The organism is Cupriavidus sp. CP313, from assembly GCF_054072015.1.
In genome coordinates this window covers 82166-98803 of sequence record NZ_JBSVZB010000014.1, presented here as the reverse complement: position 1 = coordinate 98803, position 16638 = coordinate 82166, and the positions used below count along the sequence as shown (strand labels likewise).

The 16638-nt window shown below is 64.4% G+C and carries 13 protein-coding genes; 10 read left to right on the top strand and 3 right to left on the bottom strand.

All coding sequences use genetic code 11. The features are described 5' to 3' along the window. Positions 1-99 precede the first annotated feature (99 nt). The gene (ilvD, locus tag ACW4E8_RS19735) at positions 100-1959 is read left to right on the top strand and encodes a dihydroxy-acid dehydratase (RefSeq protein ID WP_456806065.1); all 1860 of its coding nucleotides are present in this window, start codon (positions 100-102) and stop codon (positions 1957-1959) included. A 290-nt stretch (positions 1960-2249) separates the two neighbouring features. Here ilvD and ACW4E8_RS19730 read toward each other — a convergent pair whose 3' ends face one another. Continuing rightward, on the bottom strand, positions 2250-2957 hold the full coding sequence (locus tag ACW4E8_RS19730; RefSeq protein ID WP_456806064.1) for a TetR/AcrR family transcriptional regulator: 708 nt from the start codon (positions 2955-2957) through the stop codon (positions 2250-2252). Positions 2958-3193: 236 nt separating this feature from the next. On the opposite strand from ACW4E8_RS19730, the gene ACW4E8_RS19725 reads away from it, so the two are divergent. The 5 genes from ACW4E8_RS19725 to ACW4E8_RS19705 all read left to right on the top strand — a co-directional run bounded on the left by ACW4E8_RS19725 (position 3194) and on the right by ACW4E8_RS19705 (position 9916). After that, positions 3194-4303: an NAD(P)-dependent alcohol dehydrogenase gene (locus tag ACW4E8_RS19725; protein ID WP_456806063.1), complete on the top strand. Its 1110-nt coding sequence runs from the start codon at positions 3194-3196 to the stop codon at positions 4301-4303. A 26-nt stretch (positions 4304-4329) separates the two neighbouring features. Continuing rightward, a complete protein-coding gene (locus tag ACW4E8_RS19720) occupies positions 4330-5622 on the top strand; it encodes a cytochrome P450 (protein ID WP_456806062.1) in 1293 nt (430 codons plus the stop codon). Between the two features lie 35 nt (positions 5623-5657). Next, on the top strand, positions 5658-6623 hold the full coding sequence (locus ACW4E8_RS19715; RefSeq protein ID WP_456806061.1) for a PDR/VanB family oxidoreductase: 966 nt from the start codon (positions 5658-5660) through the stop codon (positions 6621-6623). Between the two features lie 97 nt (positions 6624-6720). Continuing rightward, on the top strand, positions 6721-8142 hold the full coding sequence (locus ACW4E8_RS19710) for an aldehyde dehydrogenase family protein (RefSeq protein WP_456806060.1): 1422 nt from the start codon (positions 6721-6723) through the stop codon (positions 8140-8142). Between the two features lie 25 nt (positions 8143-8167). Further along, the gene (locus tag ACW4E8_RS19705; protein WP_456806059.1) at positions 8168-9916 is read left to right on the top strand and encodes a long-chain fatty acid--CoA ligase; all 1749 of its coding nucleotides are present in this window, start codon (positions 8168-8170) and stop codon (positions 9914-9916) included. A 448-nt stretch (positions 9917-10364) separates the two neighbouring features. On the opposite strand, the gene ACW4E8_RS19700 is transcribed toward ACW4E8_RS19705, so the two are convergent. Together ACW4E8_RS19700 and ACW4E8_RS19695 are read right to left on the bottom strand one after the other, a co-directional pair. Next, positions 10365-10829 carry a YaiI/YqxD family protein gene (locus ACW4E8_RS19700; protein WP_041228526.1) on the bottom strand — a complete coding sequence of 155 codons (465 nt, stop codon included), beginning with the start codon at positions 10827-10829 and terminating at the stop codon, positions 10365-10367. Positions 10830-10944: 115 nt separating this feature from the next. After that, the gene (locus ACW4E8_RS19695; RefSeq protein WP_456806058.1) at positions 10945-11919 is read right to left on the bottom strand and encodes a LysR family transcriptional regulator; all 975 of its coding nucleotides are present in this window, start codon (positions 11917-11919) and stop codon (positions 10945-10947) included. 129 nt (positions 11920-12048) lie between these two features. Between ACW4E8_RS19695 and ACW4E8_RS19690 the strand changes: the two genes are divergently transcribed. From ACW4E8_RS19690 to ACW4E8_RS19675, 4 genes are read left to right on the top strand one after another with little or no spacing between them, the layout of a single operon-like run. Then, on the top strand, positions 12049-13029 hold the full coding sequence (locus ACW4E8_RS19690; protein ID WP_456806057.1) for an aldo/keto reductase: 981 nt from the start codon (positions 12049-12051) through the stop codon (positions 13027-13029). Between the two features lie 17 nt (positions 13030-13046). Continuing rightward, entirely contained in the window at positions 13047-13865 is an 819-nt protein-coding gene (locus ACW4E8_RS19685; protein WP_456806056.1) for a (R)-mandelonitrile lyase, read from the top strand. Between the two features lie 13 nt (positions 13866-13878). After that, positions 13879-14352 (top strand): (2Fe-2S)-binding protein, encoded by a 474-nt coding sequence (locus ACW4E8_RS19680; protein WP_456806055.1) that lies wholly within the window; start codon positions 13879-13881, stop codon positions 14350-14352. A 12-nt stretch (positions 14353-14364) separates the two neighbouring features. Continuing rightward, complete coding sequence (locus ACW4E8_RS19675; protein WP_456806054.1) at positions 14365-16596, top strand: molybdopterin cofactor-binding domain-containing protein; 2232 nt, start codon at positions 14365-14367, stop codon at positions 16594-16596. Positions 16597-16638: the final 42 nt, after the last annotated feature.

Below are 16638 nucleotides of genomic sequence, written 5' to 3'. Positions count from 1 at the left end.
TTTGCCCAGGGCGCAGCTCAAGAGGTTGTTCGCACGGGCGCGCAAGGGCCCTTATTCCTGTGGCCCGCTTCCTTTCTGCGATATTTCTTCAGCAATAAAATGCCCACATACCGTTCCAAAACCTCCACCGCCGGCCGCAACATGGCGGGGGCGCGCTCCCTGTGGCGCGCCACCGGCATGAAAGACGAAGATTTCTCCAAGCCCATCATTGCGGTGGTCAATTCCTTCACCCAGTTCGTGCCCGGGCACGTGCACCTGAAGGACCTGGGCCAGCTGGTCGCGCGCGAGATCGAGGCCGCGGGCGGCGTGGCCAAGGAGTTCAACACCATCGCGGTCGATGACGGCATCGCCATGGGCCACGACGGCATGCTGTATTCGCTGCCCAGCCGCGACATCATCGCGGACTCGGTGGAATACATGGTCAACGCGCACTGCGCCGACGCCATGGTGTGCATCTCCAACTGCGACAAGATCACCCCCGGCATGCTGATGGCCGCCATGCGGCTCAACATCCCGGTGATCTTCGTCTCCGGCGGTCCCATGGAAGCCGGCAAGACGCGCCTGGCCAACCCCGTCACCAAGGCCATGGAGTTCAAGAAGCTCGACCTGGTGGACGCCATGGTGATCGCCGCCGACAGCGCCTATTCCGACGCCGACGTGGCCGAGGTGGAGCGCTCCGCCTGCCCCACCTGCGGTTCGTGCTCGGGCATGTTCACCGCCAACTCCATGAACTGCCTGACCGAGGCGCTGGGCCTGTCGCTGCCCGGCAATGGCACGGTGGTGGCCACCCACGCGGACCGCGAGCAGCTGTTCAAGCGCGCCGGCAGCCGCATCGTGGAACTGGCCCGCCAGTACTACGAGCAGGAAGACGAGCGCATCCTGCCGCGCGCGGTGGGCTTCAAGGCGTTCGAGAATGCCATGACGCTGGACATCGCCATGGGCGGCTCCACCAACACCATCCTGCACCTGCTGGCGATCGCGAGCGAGGCGGGCATCGACTTCGGCATGACCGACATCGACCGCCTGTCGCGCGTCGTGCCCCAACTGTGCAAGGTGGCGCCCAACACCAACAAGTACCACATCGAAGACGTGCACCGCGCGGGCGGCATCATGGCCATCCTGGGCGAGCTGGAGCGCGCCGGCAAGCTGCACACCGACGTGCCCACGGTGCATGCCCCCACGCTCAAGGACGCGCTGGAGCAGTGGGACATCAGCCGCACCCAGGACGAAGCCGTCAGGAACTTCTACCTGGCCGGCCCGGCGGGCATTCCCACCCAGGTGGCGTTCAGCCAGAACACGCGCTGGCCCAGCCTGGACCTGGACCGCGCCGAGGGCTGCATCCGCTCCTACGAGCACGCCTTCTCCAAGGAAGGCGGCCTGGCGGTGCTGACGGGAAATATCGCGCTCGACGGCTGCGTGGTGAAGACCGCCGGAGTGGACGAGAGCATCCTCGTGTTCGAAGGGACGGCCCACGTCACCGAATCGCAGGACGAGGCGGTGGAGAACATCCTCAACGACAAGGTCAAGGCCGGCGACGTGGTGATCGTGCGCTACGAAGGCCCCAAGGGCGGCCCCGGCATGCAGGAGATGCTCTATCCGACCAGCTACATCAAGTCCAAGGGCCTGGGCAAGGCGTGCGCGCTGCTGACCGACGGCCGCTTCTCCGGCGGCACCTCGGGTTTGTCGATCGGCCACTGCTCGCCCGAAGCGGCAGCCGGCGGCGCCATCGGCCTGGTGCGCGACGGCGACAAGATCCGCATCGACATTCCCAACCGCACGATCAACGTGCTGCTGTCCGATGAGGAACTGGCGAGCCGCCGCGAGGCGCAGAACGCCAAGGGGTGGAAGCCGGCCAAGGCGCGTCCGCGCAAGGTGTCTGCTGCGCTGAAGGCTTATGCCAAGCTGGTGATGTCGGCGGATAAGGGCGCGGTGCGGGACTTGTCATTGCTGGATGACTGATCCTGGGGCGACCCTTTACTTCGTTTGCCGGGAAGGCCGCTCTTTGGAGCGGCTTTTTCTTTGGGTTCTTCGCCGATCTGCGGGGTGGAGTGAGGGTCTCAAAGCGACCCATAGCGGTCCTCCGCGCATACACCACCCAACGACCGAAGTTGGCCCGACTTCGGTCGACTGAGGGAAGGGCGTCGGGCGGCGCTCCCCGACCTTTTCAGTCATTCAGCATTTGGTGGCGAACGTCAGCATCGGTTGTGCACAGCAGCCACTCATAGGAAACACCTCCGGCCGAGCGGAAATCAGGGCAGGAGCAAGAACCGCTGCATCATCGCCGTCAACTTGGTTTCGAGCAGATCCCCGTCAAAACGTAAAGGCCCCGGGTCGGTCAGCAGGGTGAGGGTAAGTGTGCCTACGACCATCTGCATGGCGATCCGGACTTCTGACTCGGAACCGTCCTGGGTCTGGGCCTGCATCTTATGCGCGAGGACCGGCGCGACCAGGCTCTGGATGTGGCGGTCCAGCCAGCGCATCGGATTGGAATCCGGATCGAGCGCGGCAAAGTGGCGCAGCACGGCCTTGAACATGCCCTGGTTGCGCCGGCACATGTCGACGTAGTACCGGACGATGCGGGCGGCGAGTTCCGATGCCGTGCCTTGCATCCATGCCTCATCGTTCCGGATCACCTTATCCGCCTCGGCCCGCATTTCCGCAAAGACGGCGTCCAGGACAGACGCAATGAAGGCGTCCTTGTCCTTGAAGCGGCCATAGAAAGCCCCAGTAGAGGTGCCTGCGGTGCGGATGACATCGCTGATCAGGACGAGATCAAAATTCGCGTGCTGCTCGATCAGTTCCCGTCCCGCCAGGATCATCTTGGCCAGTGTTTCTTCGCTGCGAAGCTGGCGAGGGGGGCGCAGCGCCGGCGCCGCTTCTGCAGTCTGGCTTGCGGCGTGCGCGGCGCGGGGCTGGCGCCTCTTGTGATCTTCTTGGCGCTTTAGGGTGGCAGCCATGGAAACGGCAATCCTGATTCTGGGACAGGCCAGCATTATGCAGCACAGGCGCAACCTCGCCCGGCGCCGCATCCGCTGGCGCTTCACGCCTGGCCCACGCACCTCGATTTCTTTCGTAGGGGAAAGCCCGCATTGAAGCGGGTTCATTGCCTCCCAATAATAGAACCAGAGTTCTGATTCTAATAATTAACGGACGCGTGCCACGCGGTCCAGCTAATAAACAACGCGGAGACACCATGCAAATCACTGCTGCCGTGACACGGGCGCCCTGCGCGCCGTTTGTCCTGGAAGAGGTCGAGCTAGACCTTCCGGGGGCAGGGGAAATCTTGGTCCGGATCGTCGGCGCCGGGCTTTGCCATACCGATCTGGTCGCTGCCGAAGGTTTGCTCCCCATCGCCATGCCTGCCGTGTTCGGGCACGAAGGTGCCGGGGTTGTCGAGATGGTCGGTGCCGGCGTGACCAAGGTGAAGCCTGGGGACAACGTTGCCATCACGTTCGCATCCTGTGGTCATTGTCCGCAGTGCGATCGCCATGCGCCGGCCTATTGCCATGCGATGGCAGCACTGAATTTCGTCGGCCAGCGCGGCGATGGCTCGACATCGATGCGCGACGGCAACGGTCAGATCTCCGGCAACTTCTTCGGCCAGTCTTCATTCGCCACGCATGCACTGACGACTGAACGCAATGTGGTGAAGGTGCCGGATGGCCTTCCGCTCGAGATCGCCGGCACCCTTGGCTGTGGCATCCAGACCGGCGCGGGCGCGATCATGCGCTCGATGGCTTGCCATGAAAACGCATCGCTCGTGGTGCTGGGCGGAGGCGCGGTCGGGCTCAGTGCCGTGATGGGCGCCGTGCTGCAGAAATGCCGGACGATCATCGTGGTCGAGCCCAACGCCAACCGACGCGACCTGGCCTTGTCGCTCGGCGCCACGCATGCGATCGATCCAGGCCAGAGTGCCGACCTGGCTGCCGCGGTGCGCACCATTGGGCCCCATGGGGTCGACTATGCGCTGGATACCAGCGGCATCCCCGCGGTCATTGAAGCGGTGCCCAAGCTCCTGGCTCCGCGCGGCACGTTCGGCTTTGTCGGCGTGCCGCCCGCCCATGCAACGAACCTGGGCCTGCCGGGGACGCTGCGCGAGGCCATGCGCGGCGGCTTCACCTATCGCGGGATCATTGAAGGCGACAGCGATCCCGATGTCTTCATCCCGCAGTTGATGTCCCTCTACCTCGCGGGGCGTTTTCCCTTTGACAGGCTGGTCAAGACCTATCCCCTTTCCGAAATCAACCGTGCAGTCGCGGAGCAAAAGCAGGGACTGTGTGTCAAGCCCGTGCTGCTGCCCTGAGCCCCAACCCCACAAATATCGATACCATGAACCACACCGATCTTGATCTTCCTGGCGACGTGGCGAAAGTCCTGGTCGATCCCAGGGCCTATGCCGATCCCGCCCGGCTGCACGCGGCCTATGCGTGGGCGCGCGAGAACAATCCGTTGGGGCGCGCCGTCAATGATGGTTTCGATCCATTCTGGGTCGTGACCAAGCATGCCGACGTGACCGCCATCTCTCGCGACAACAATCTCTTCCGCAACGGGGACTACTCCGTCGTCTGTCGGCCCAAGGCGGCGATCGACCATGTGATCGCGACCACGGGGTGCCCGCACATCGTCAAGGCGCTGGTACACGTGGATGGCGATGAGCACAAGGGCCTGCGTGCGCTGACGCAGTCGTGGTTCATGCCTAACAGCATCCTGAAGCTGGACGAGCGGATCCGGGGGCTGGCACGGCAGATCGTTGACAAGCTTCAGCAAAGCGATGGCAACACCATTGATTTCGCCAAGGACATTGCCTTGCATTATCCGCTGCACGTCATCATGGACATCCTCGGCGTGCCGCCGGAGGATGAGTCCCGGATGCTACTGCTGACCCAGGAACTCTTTGGTGGCGAGGATCCTGAACTCAAACGGGCCAAGCAGGAAAAAAGCGCGAATGACGGCGCCCTGGCAAAGAGCCTGATGGCGGTGGTGGCGGACTTCAGGGACTACTTCGAGAAAGTCACCGCCGACCGGCGGGTCAATCCGCGCAATGACGTGGCAACGCTGCTCGCCAATGCCGTCGTCAACGGCGAGCCGATCAGCGAGGTCAGCCGCCTGGGCTATTACGTCATCATTGCCACGGCAGGACACGACACTACATCGTCCTCGTCCGCGGTAGCCATGTGGGCGCTGAGCCAGTTTCCCGAGCTGCTGCCGCGACTCCAGGCCGACCCGTCGCTGATCCCGCAGTTCATTGACGAAGCGGTGCGCTTCGCATCGCCGGTGCGGCATTTCATGCGGACCGCGACGGCAGACACCGAAATCCGCGGACGCAAGATTCGCAAGGGCGACTGGCTGATGCTGTGCTATGGATCGGCGAATCGTGATGAAGAGGTCTTCGACAAGCCCTTTGCGTTCAACATCGATCGCAAGCCAAACCGCCACCTGGCATTCGGCTTCGGCGCTCATGTCTGCCTGGGGCAGCACCTGGCGAAGATGGAGATGCGCATCCTGTTCGAGGAAATGATTCCGCGCCTGCAACGCGTGGAACCGGCCGGCGAGATGGAAATGATTGCCTCCTGCTTTGTCGGCGGACCCAAGCACCTTCCCGTTCGCTGCGTCATGCAGTAGCCATTCCATCGCAGTCTGCAGCAAAGCATCGTGCCATGAAATCCCAAGACACACTATTCGTACGCATTGCGCAACGCAACCGCGAGACCGACGACATCATCAGCCTGGATCTGCGCGATCCGAATGGGGGCGAGCTGCCGCCGTTCGAGGCCGGCGCCCATATCGATGTCCACGTTGCTCCCGGTGTCGTGCGGCAGTATTCGCTTTGCAATGCGCCGTCGGAACGCCACCGTTACCTGATCGGCGTGCTTCGTGACCAAGCTTCGCGCGGCGGTTCGGTCGCCATCCACGAGCGGTTCGAGCCGGGCGCCGTCGTCGAGATCGGCGTGCCCCGGAACCATTTTCCGCTGAAGGAAGGCGCCCCAGGCATCCTGATCGCAGGCGGGATCGGTGTCACGCCGATGCTATGCATGGCCGAGGCCTTGCATGCGTCGGGAACCGGCTTCGCCCTTCATTACTGTGCACGCAGCCAGGACAAGGCCGCGTTCCGCCGCCGTATCGAGCAATCCCCTTACAGGCAGCACGTCGCCCTTTACTACGACGATCAAGGCGATTCGCAGAAGCTGGATCCCGAGAGACTGTTCGCTCAAGTGGGAAGCGATGACGAGATCTATGTCTGCGGCCCCTCCGGCTTTATCGAATGGGTATGCCGCGCGGCCGAGCAAGCAGGGATCCCGAAGCAGCGTGTGCGATATGAGTACTTCAATGCAAAGCCTGTAGATACCTCGCATGACGGCGCTTTCGACGTCAGGATCGCGAGCACCGGCCAGGTCTTCCATATTCCCGCAGACCGCTCGATCACTTCGGTGCTGCTTGAGGCTGGCATCGACATCTACACGTCGTGTGAGGAGGGAACGTGCGGAACGTGCGTGACGCGCCTGCTGGAGGGCGAGGCCGATCATCGGGATGTCTTTCTTACCGATGAGGAACACGCTTGCGGCAACCAGTTCACGCCCTGTTGTTCTCGCGCGAAATCCTCGTTGCTTGTCCTCGATCTTTGAATTGCCAATCCGCCACCCCGCGACGCAGCCCGGCTTCGCCGCGCGTCCTCGGTGTGGCCTGTCGAAATCCGTCTAGTTAAAAGAGGTCCGAATCATCATGGGTGACACCGCTGGATTCAGCATGACCATCGATGGCAAAGCCGCGTCCACGCTGGCCGGCTTTGATGTACTCAACCCCGCTACGGAGCGCGTCGTCGCCGAAGCACCCGATGCGACGCCGGCGCAGTTGGACGAGGCCGTTGCCAGCGCGCGGCGCGCCGCGCCGGCATGGGCCGGCTTGCCGCTGCAGGCGCGGCAGCAATATGTCGTCAGGATCGGCGAGACCATCACTGCCAACCTGGAGGAACTGGCGCAACTGTTGACGCGGGAGCAGGGCAAGCCCCTTGCCCAGGCGCGGCAGGAAGTGCAAAGGGGAGCGTACTGGTGCGCCGAGATGGCTAGGCTCGAACTCCCCGTGGAGACGGTCAGCGAGTCTGCCACCGAGCAGGTTCGTGTCCTGCGCGTGCCGCTAGGCGTCGTTGGTGGCATCGTGCCCTGGAACTTCCCGCTGGCACTCGCCATGTGGAAGGTGGCGCCGGCCCTTCTTGCCGGCAATACGATGGTGCTCAAGCCATCGCCGTTCACGCCGCTGACGACGTTGAAGCTGGGCGAACTGCTGCGCGACGTCCTGCCGGCTGGCGTGCTGAATGTCATCAGTGGCACCGATGCCCTCGGACCGTTGATGTCGGCCCACCCGGGCATCGACAAGCTCAGCTTTACAGGCTCGACCCAGACAGGCCGTGCGGTGATGGCCTCCGCTGCGGTCAACCTGAAACGGCTGACGCTGGAGCTGGGTGGCAATGACGCCGCCATTGTCCTGCCCGATGCCGATGTCGAGGCCATCGCGCCTGCGATCTTCTGGGGCGCATTTGCCAACAATGCCCAGTTCTGTCTTGCGATCAAGCGGCTGTATATCCATGAAGATGTCTACGACCGGCTGGCGCGTGAACTGGTCAGGCTCGCGCAGGAGACGCGCGTTGGGCCGGGCGACACGGACGGCGTCCAGCTTGGGCCGGTGCAGAACCGCCGCCAGTTCGAGCGGCTGAAGGATCTGCTGGAGGACACACGCACTGCTGGCTATCGCATCCTTGCCGGCGGCCAAGTGGCGGACGGAAGCGGCTATTTCTTTCCTGTCACGCTCGTGGACAACCCGCCGGACACCGCACGCGTGGTCTGCGAGGAACCGTTCGGCCCGATCCTGCCCTTGCTCAGGTTCCGTGACGTGGACGACGCCATTGCGCGCGCGAATGACAGCGAATACGGACTAGGCGGTTCGGTCTGGGGGCGCGACGCGGAGGCCGCGATGCGAGTCGCGTTGCGGCTCAACACCGGTACCGTCTGGGTCAACCAGATTCACACCATTGGGCCGGGCAAGCCCATGGCCGGCCACAAGCAATCGGGCGTTGGCATTGAGAACGGCGTCGATGGGCTGTTGGAATACACGGTGCCCCGAACGGTGTCGCTGAAGCGATCGCAATAAATGAAGGACTTGCAGACCGGACAATATGACGCAGTCTTCGACCTCTGGCGCATCGCCTTCGCGTGCGGCCGACCCCATCCGTCGCTCCCCATTCTGGCCCCCTGGCCTACCTGCCGAGGCCAGCGTACCCCGCACCAGCCTGGTCTACAACGTCGAGGTGGCCGCGCACCGCTACCCGGACAAGACCGCCATCCAGTACTTCGGCAGCGCGATCTCCTATGCCGCGCTGCTTGGGCAGATCGAGCGCATGGCCGGCTACCTGCAGTGCAAATGCGGTGTCGCGCCCGGCGACCGCGTGCTGCTCTACAGCCAGAACTGCCCGCAGTTCATCATCGCCTACTACGCCATCTTGCGAGCCGAGGCCGTCGTGGTGCCGGCGAACCCAATGTGGCTGACTGCCGAGCTGGAGCATGTGGCCGCCGACAGCGGCGCGCACGTGGCCTTTTCCGCGGCCGAGCTCTATGAGCGGGTGGCGCCGTTGCACGGAGACGAGCTGTCGCACGTGATCATCCATGAATACGCCGACATGTTGCCCGGCGAGGCAGAATCCGATGGGGGCCCGGTCGTGCCGGCCTGGCTGCGCGCGCGCAGCCCGCTGCCGGGGCAGGCACCGGCTGGCGACACCCTGGTGCGTTGGCAGGACGCGGATGCCACCGGCCTGGTGCCGCTGCCCCACGCAGCCGGTTATGACACGCTGTGCATGCTGGCCTACACCTCCGGCACGACCGGCCATCCCAAGGGCTGCATGCATACCCACGGCACGCTGATGAGCGCCGCGGCCGGCTCGCAGATCTGGCGCAGCAACACGCCTGATGCGGCGTTCCTGTCAGTGGCACCGATGTTCCACCTGCTAGGCATGCAGAACGGCATCCATGCGCCGCTTTACCTGGGCGCCACCATCGTATTGCTGCCGAGATGGGACCGCGCGCTGGCGGCAAACCTGATCGAGCGCTACCGGGTATCGAACTGGGGAGCGACGCCGGCCATGCTGGTGGATTTCTTCTCCCAGCCGGGCATTCTTGAGCGCGACCTCTCCTGCCTCGCCTTCATTGGCGGCGGTGGCGCGGCCATGCCCGATGCCGTGGCCACCATGCTGCAGGAGCGCTTTGGCCTGGGCTATATCGAGGCCTATGGCATGACCGAGACCGCCGCCTTCCTGTTGTCCAACCCGCGTCACCGGCCCAAGCGCGAGTGTCTCGGCATTGCTACCTTCGGGGTCGACGCGCGCGTGATCGAACCGCAGAGCGGCGTGGAGGTGCCGCAGGGCGAACTGGGAGAGATCATCGTCAGCGGCGCCCAGGTGATGCGCGGTTACTGGCGCAATGCCGAGGCCGATGCCGAGAGCTTTATCGAGATCGATGGCAAGCGCTTCCTGCGCACGGGCGACCTTGGCTTCGTCGACAATGACGGCTATTTCTTCCTGCGCGACCGCCTCAAGCGCATGATCAATGCGTCCGGTTTCAAAATCTGGCCGGCCGAGGTGGAGAACCTGCTCTACGGGCACCCGGCCATCCATGAGGCCTGCGTGATCGCGGCAAGCGACGAGCGGCGCGGCGAGACCGTGAAAGCTGTCATCGTCCTCAAGCCGGGCATGCAGGGGCGCGAGGAGGCCAGCGCCGAACAGATCATCCAGTGGTGTCGCGATCGCTTGGCCGCCTACAAGGTCCCCCGCGTGATCGAGTTCGTCGAGGCGCTGCCAAAGTCGGCCACCGGAAAGATCCAGTGGCGCGAACTGCAAGAAGCGCAGAGCGAGGCGCCGCGGCACGGTACTTGATTGGGGGCAGTTGCTACCCATCGCGGCGCATTAGCGGTCGCGTGCAGGGCTGAGTGACAGAAGGGAGTTCGGTCGTACTCGAATAGCTGCACGTGGCGGCGATGACCGTTGCCGGCTTGAATTTCGGTCGTTGACGTTGACACCCGGGAATGGCCACAAATGGCCGATCCCGGTCGGATGCCCGCCGCGAAACTGCGGTCGGCTCTGACCGATCCATTGCAGAATGCCGACGTCGGTGGCGGCTCGCAGAGAGCAACGAGACAGCCGCAGACTCGCCGGAGTTACCTGCGAACTGCTCGAGCGCCATGCCAGGAGGGTGCGCCGAAATGGCGACTAGAAGAGCTGCAACACTGGCCATACATAGAGCAGCCACAGCCAGCCGTAACCCAATGCTGCCACCTTGAACCCCAAGGCCGGTCCACTATTGCGTTGCTATGGCTAGCACGCCTCAGGCAACGGCACCTGGCGGCGCATGGCGTGCCAGGAAGCGGTCCAATTGGCCAGCGAACGCCTTGCTATCCTGCGGGGCGTACGGTGCCGGTCCGCCTGTATCCACGCCCGAGCTGCGGAGTTGTTCCATCACCTCGCGCATCGTCAGGCGCTCCTGGATGTTCTCACGGCTAAACCAGCTTCCTCGCGGGTCGAGCACATAGGCGCCCTTGTCAAGGGCGGCGGCGGCAAGAACGATGTCCGCGGTAATGACGAGGTCCCCGCTGCTGACCAGCTCGACGATACGGTCATCGGCGACGTCGAAGCCCGCAGGCACTTGCAGTGCCTTGATAAAGCGGGAAGGCGGCGTGCGCATATACTGGTTGGCAACCAGCGTGACGCACACTTCGACACGTTGTGCGGCCCGATACAACATTTCTTTGACGACAACCGGGCAGGCGTCTGCGTCAACCAGTACTTGCATCGCGGTACTTCCAAGTGAGGGAGGGAGCGCTCATATTACTGCCTGCGCGTCCCGTTCGTTTGCTATTCGGCCAACGCCGGGTCCGGCGGTAGTCGACCCGAACGCATCTTCGCTTTTACTTTCCCCGCCGCTGCGCATCTTGCCAGCCCCGCGAAGCAGTCCCGAGTTCCTTTCCAGTCAATACGAAATCAGGCGAGTTCAGCAGGCGGGAAATCGCCAGATCCAGAAATTCCCGTACGCGCTTCGGTTGTGCGGTGCGGCTTCCGTAGTAGATGTGCAGTCCGATGTGAGCGCTCATGTGCTGGAGCAGCACAGGTACCAGCCTGCCGGCACGGATGTGTGCTGCCGCAGAGAAGTTTGCGAGCTGGCCGATCGCTTGCCCGGCGAGCACAGCCTGCAGTTCGAGTTCGGTGTCGTTGGTCGAGAATGCCGGGGACATCGGCCTATGCTCGAGCTTGCCATCTACCGTCAAATACCAGGGCGATACCGTGCCGGTTGCGGGGTGGCGAAAAACGCTGCATCGGTGGGCGACCAGATCGTCCAGCGTGGCGGGAACGCCGTGGCTGGCCAGGTAGGCCGGTGCAGCGCACACGATCATCTGGATCGGGAACAACTGGCGGCCAATCACGCCCTCGCTCGGCGAAGTGCCGATCCTGAAGCCGACATCCATGCGATCCAATACCCAGTTGCCAATGCCGTCGTCAAGCTGGATGTCTGGCTGAATGTCGGGATACGCCCGGCAGAACTCATCGAGCACCGGCATGAGGATTGGCGCGAAAGACGACTTTGGACCCACGATGCGCAGGGGCCCGGCAATGTCGTCCTTGGCTTCGCGGGCCATGGCCAGTGCCCGGTCCAGCGCCGCGATTGCCGGCTGGGTGTTCTCGAGCAGGCGCTGTCCTTCTTCGGTAAGCGCCAGGTTCCGCGTGGTGCGGTGGAGCAGGCGAACGCCAAGATGCTGCTCCAGCTGAGCGATCGCCTGGCTGGCTGCCTGTGGCGTCACCCCTTGTGCCTTGGCCGCGCGTCGGATGCTACCCAACTCGACCGCCTTGGCGAACATGGCGATCGCTCTGAATTCGTTGATCGGCATGGCAATCTCCCGACTTGGAAGCCGATTATCAAGTTTTTCTTGTAACTGATGCAAGCGAGAATGGCCTAGTTGGTTGAGACAGTGGTCGTTACAGTCCGGGGTATCGGACTAATTGGACGGGAGACCGCCATGCACAAGCGACAACTCGGCCGTTCTGGCCTGGAAGTTTCTGCCCTGGGCTTCGGCTGTATGGGGCTGAGTTTTGGTTACGGTCCCGGACTGGAACGTGCCCCGGCGGTCCAACTGATCCGCGAAGCTTTCGAGCGCGGGGTGACCTTCTTCGATACCGCCGAAGCCTACGGTGCCTTGAATGAGGAAATGGTTGGCGAAGCCTTGCAGCCAATTCGGGATCAGGTTGTCATCGCCACCAAGTTTGGCTTCAAGGACGGCGATGCCGCCAAAGGCATGGACAGCCGCCCCGAGCGCATTCGATCCGTGGTGGAAACTTCCCTCAAACGCCTGAGGACCGACCGCATCGATTTGCTGTACCAGCATCGCACCGATCCCCGGGTGCCGATGGAGGACGTGGCTGGCGCCGTGAAAGACCTGATCGCTGAAGGCAAGGTGCGCCACTTCGGCCTGTCCGAGGCTGGCGCCGAGTCGATCCGGCGCGCCCACGCCGTGCAGCCGGTGACTGCCCTCCAGAGCGAATATTCGTTGTGGTGGCGCGAACCAGAACGCGAAATCCTGCCAACCCTCGAAGCGCTCGGCATCGGCTTCGTGCCGTTCAGTCCGCTGGGCAAGGGCTTCCTGACTGGCGCGATCGACCAGAACACGACATTCGCGAAAGACGATTTCCGCAACGTCGTGCCGCGATTCACCCCGGAGGCGCGGCAGGCCAACCAGGCGCTGATCGACGCCCTGGGCGGCATCGCGACGGCCAGGCGGGCCACGCCGGCCCAGGTGGCGCTGGCCTGGCTGCTGGCGCAGAAACCGTGGATTGTCCCCATTCCAGGCACGACTAAGCTGCACCGGCTTGATGAGAACCTCGGCGCGGCGTCGGTGGAACTGTCCGGCGACGAACTGCGCCAGATCCACAGCGCGCTCGATCAGGTCAAGGTCCATGGCGATCGTTATCCCGCAGCGTTGCAGGCACGTGTTGGGCGATGAGTGAGGGAGCACGAAACATGAGAAGGTCCATTGCCATTGCTACCTTCGCGCTGTCGATGATGGATGCCGCGGGCGCGGCCGAACCGAACTTGCAGATTTCGCGCGCAGCATCGCGCCAGGTCCAGGCGGCGCCGGCACAAAACTTCACGGGCAGCGTCCAGGTCGAGATGCTGTTCACGCCCACCGGGCCGGACCGCACGTCGGCAGGAACGGTGACCTTCTCTCCCGGGGCCCGCACCGCGTGGCACACGCATCCGCTTGGCCAGACGCTCATCGTCACCGCCGGCGTCGGCCGTGTGCAGCGCTGGGGCGGGCCGGTCGAGGAAATCCGCCCCGGCGACGTGGTGCGCATCCCGCCCAACACCAGGCACTGGCACGGTGCGGCCGACAGCGCGATGACCCACATGGCAATCCAGGAGGCGCGCGATGGCAAGACAGTGGACTGGCTGGAACAGGTGAGCGACGAGCAGTACAGCGCGGGGACGGCGGCACCGGGGCCGGCCGCGCAAGATGCTGCACAACCGTCGGTGGCCCAGCGGCGCTTCGGCGACGTGGCGCCCAAGCTGGCGCAACTGACCGACGATGTGCTGTTCGGAGACGTGTGGGCCCGGCCCGGCTTGTCGCCGCGCGACCGCAGCCTGGTCACCGTCAGCGCACTGATCGCGATGAATCGCCCGGACCAATTGCGCTCGCATATGGCGCTGGCCCGGCAGAATGGTCTCACCGAGGCCGAACTTGTTGAGGCGCTGACCCATCTGGCCTTCTATGCCGGCTGGCCCAGCGCCGTGACGGCGGCCGGCATCGCGCGCGAAGCCTTCAACAAGAAGCCACAGTGAAGGAACGGATCCCATGACAGTTCTGAATATCAACGGCCGTGAGCATTCGGTCGATATCGATCCCGCCATGCCTGTCCTCTGGGCCCTGCGTGACACGCTGGGCCTGACGGGCACCAAGTTCGGCTGCGGCGCTGCGCTGTGCGGGGCCTGTACGGTGCACCTCAACGGCCAGGCCATCCGCTCCTGCGTGACGCCGATCTCGGCGGCGGAAGGACAGAAGATCCACACCATCGAACAGGTGACCGGCGGCACCGACCGTGTCGGCAACGCCGTGCGCGACGCGTGGGTCAAGCACGACGTGGCGCAGTGCGGCTATTGCCAGAGTGGCCAGATCATGAGTGCCACGGCCTTCCTGAAGTCGCTGCCCAAGGGCAAGCGGCCCAGCGCCTCGGAAATCGATGCCGCGATGGCTGGCAACATCTGCCGATGCGGCACTTACGCCCGCATTCGCGCTGCCGTCGCCGACGCGGCCCGTGCACTGGCTTGAACAAGGTCGATGATGCAGCCCGATACCTTCCTCGGAGAACTCCCGCCGGCCCTGCGGCACCTGATCGAACAAGACGACGCGCCAGCCTCCATGCCCCGGCGTCGGTTCATGAAACTGGCCGGCGCCGGTGGGCTGGCGCTGGGCGTATTTCCCCTCATTGGCAACAGCCCCGCGGATGCCGCCACGCCGGCAACGTTGAAACCGACGCAGCAGCCCGCCGCGTTCCTGCAGATCGATGCAAACGGCGCGGTCACCGTCGCCGTCAATCGGCTCGAGTTTGGCCAGGGCGTTCAGACAGCGTTGCCAATGATCCTGGCCGAAGAGCTTGATGCGGACTGGAGCCTGGTCACCAGTCGCCTCGGCGACAATGCGCCGGCGTTCGCCGACCCGACCTCGGGCCTGCATCTCACGGGCGGTTCGAGCAGTATCCGCAACAGCTACCAGCAATACCGGGAACTCGGGGCTCGTGCCCGGACAATGCTGCTGGCCGCCGCCGCGGCGCGCTGGAACATGGACGTCGCCACGCTGCAGACACGCAACGGCCGCGTATCGGGGCCGGGTGGCCGACAAGCCGGTTACGGCGAACTGGCCGATGCCGCCATGGCCCAGCCTGTGCCTGAGACGGTTACGCTCAAGGATCCAAGGGACTTCCGGTTGATCGGCAAGCCCACCGGCCGGCTGGACGCGCGCGCCAAGAGCAGCGGCCGTCAAAGCTTCGGCATCGATATGCGCCTGCCTGGCATGCTGACGGCCGTGATAGCACGTCCGCCGGTTTTCGGCGCCCGGCTGCGTGCCGTGGACGACCGCGCCGCGCGGGCGGTACGTGGCGTCAAGGGTGTCTTCCGTGTACCGCTGGATCTGGGAGCTGAGGGCGTGGCCGTGGTTGCCGATGGCTACTGGTCGGCGCGCCAGGGCCGCGAAGCGCTCCAGCTTGACTGGGACGACGACAAGGTCGAGAAGGTGGACAGCACGCGCCAACTGGCCCGGTACCGCGAACTGGCCGGGCAGCCGGGCTCGCGCTGGTTCAACGCCGACATCGCGGCTCTGGCGACGGCACCGCACCGCATCGAGGCGGAGTTCTTGTTTCCTTACCTCGCCCATGCCGCGATGGAGCCGCTCAATTGCACCGTACAACTGACGGCAGACCGCGCGGAACTCTGGACCGGCTCACAGATGCCGGGCCTTGACGTTACCACCGCGGCCAAGGTGCTGGGCCTCAAGCCCGAGCAGGTGCGCATTCACGTGCAATCGTCGGGCGGCGGCTTCGGCCGGCGGGCGATGGGCAACCGCGACTATGTTGTCGATGCCTGTCGCGTTGCCCGTGCCGCTGGTACGGCAGGACTGAACGCGCCGGTGCGATTGCTCTGGAGTCGCGAAGACGACATGCGCGGAGGCTTCTACCGTCCGATGCACCTGCATCGCGCGCACATCGGCTTCGACGAGCGTGGCCGGGTCCTGGCCTGGGACCATGCCATCGTCGCGCAATCGATCACCGACGGCACGATGTTCGGCGCGTTCATGATCAAGGACGGGGTCGACCGAACCGCCGTCGAGGGCATGCGCGAGCCATACCCGCTGCCGATGCGACTGACGGTGCATCATCCAAAGCTCAATGTGCCAGTGCACTGGTGGCGCAGCGTGGGCAGTACGCATACGGCCTTCGTGATGGAAACACTGGTCGATGAGATCGCGTCGCGCACACAGCAAGACCCCGTGGCTTACCGACTGAGGCTGTTCGGCGACCAGCATCCCCGTCATCGGGCGGCGCTTGAGCTGGCAGTCGAAAAAAGCCGGTACGGCAGGAAGCCCTTGCCATCCGGGCATGCCTGGGGCGTGGCCGTGCATCAGTCTTTCGGCACCGTGGTCGCCTACGTGGTCGAAGCTTCCGTCCAGGACGGGCGGCCGGTGCTGCATCGGGTAACCGCCGGCGTGCATTGCAACCTGGCAGTCAACCCGCGAACGGTTGAAGCCCAGGTGCAAGGCGCGGCGGTGATGGGCTTGTCGACCTGCCTGCAGGGGGCTGCCATTACGCTGAAGGAAGGGCAGGTCGAGCAGCGCAATTTCGGCGACTTTACGGTCGCCCGCATTACCGACATGCCTGCCTTCGACGTGCACATCGTGCCCAGTGCCGATCCGCCGACCGGCATGGGTGAACCAGGTCTGCCACCGCTCGCGCCGGCGTTCGCGAATGCTATCGCGCGGCTGACCGGCAAGCGGCAACGCGGCCTGCCTTTTCAGCTATAGCCATACGCGGGTATCAGCGAGCGACGGCTCGGGCTCTGAGGA

Coding starts and splice junctions, on each gene's coding strand:
- ACW4E8_RS19690 (WP_456806057.1), top strand. CDS start 12,049: ATGCACAAGCGACAACTCGGCCGTTCTGGCCTGGAAGTTTCTGCCCTG.
- ACW4E8_RS19685 (WP_456806056.1), top strand. CDS start 13,047: ATGAGAAGGTCCATTGCCATTGCTACCTTCGCGCTGTCGATGATGGAT.
- ACW4E8_RS19715 (WP_456806061.1), top strand. CDS start 5,658: ATGAAATCCCAAGACACACTATTCGTACGCATTGCGCAACGCAACCGC.
- ACW4E8_RS19710 (WP_456806060.1), top strand. CDS start 6,721: ATGGGTGACACCGCTGGATTCAGCATGACCATCGATGGCAAAGCCGCG.
- ACW4E8_RS19725 (WP_456806063.1), top strand. CDS start 3,194: ATGCAAATCACTGCTGCCGTGACACGGGCGCCCTGCGCGCCGTTTGTC.
- ACW4E8_RS19720 (WP_456806062.1), top strand. CDS start 4,330: ATGAACCACACCGATCTTGATCTTCCTGGCGACGTGGCGAAAGTCCTG.
- ACW4E8_RS19675 (WP_456806054.1), top strand. CDS start 14,365: ATGCAGCCCGATACCTTCCTCGGAGAACTCCCGCCGGCCCTGCGGCAC.
- ACW4E8_RS19695 (WP_456806058.1), bottom strand. CDS start 11,919: ATGCCGATCAACGAATTCAGAGCGATCGCCATGTTCGCCAAGGCGGTC.
- ACW4E8_RS19705 (WP_456806059.1), top strand. CDS start 8,168: ATGACGCAGTCTTCGACCTCTGGCGCATCGCCTTCGCGTGCGGCCGAC.
- ACW4E8_RS19700 (WP_041228526.1), bottom strand. CDS start 10,829: ATGCAAGTACTGGTTGACGCAGACGCCTGCCCGGTTGTCGTCAAAGAA.
- ilvD (WP_456806065.1), top strand. CDS start 100: ATGCCCACATACCGTTCCAAAACCTCCACCGCCGGCCGCAACATGGCG.
- ACW4E8_RS19730 (WP_456806064.1), bottom strand. CDS start 2,957: ATGGCTGCCACCCTAAAGCGCCAAGAAGATCACAAGAGGCGCCAGCCC.
- ACW4E8_RS19680 (WP_456806055.1), top strand. CDS start 13,879: ATGACAGTTCTGAATATCAACGGCCGTGAGCATTCGGTCGATATCGAT.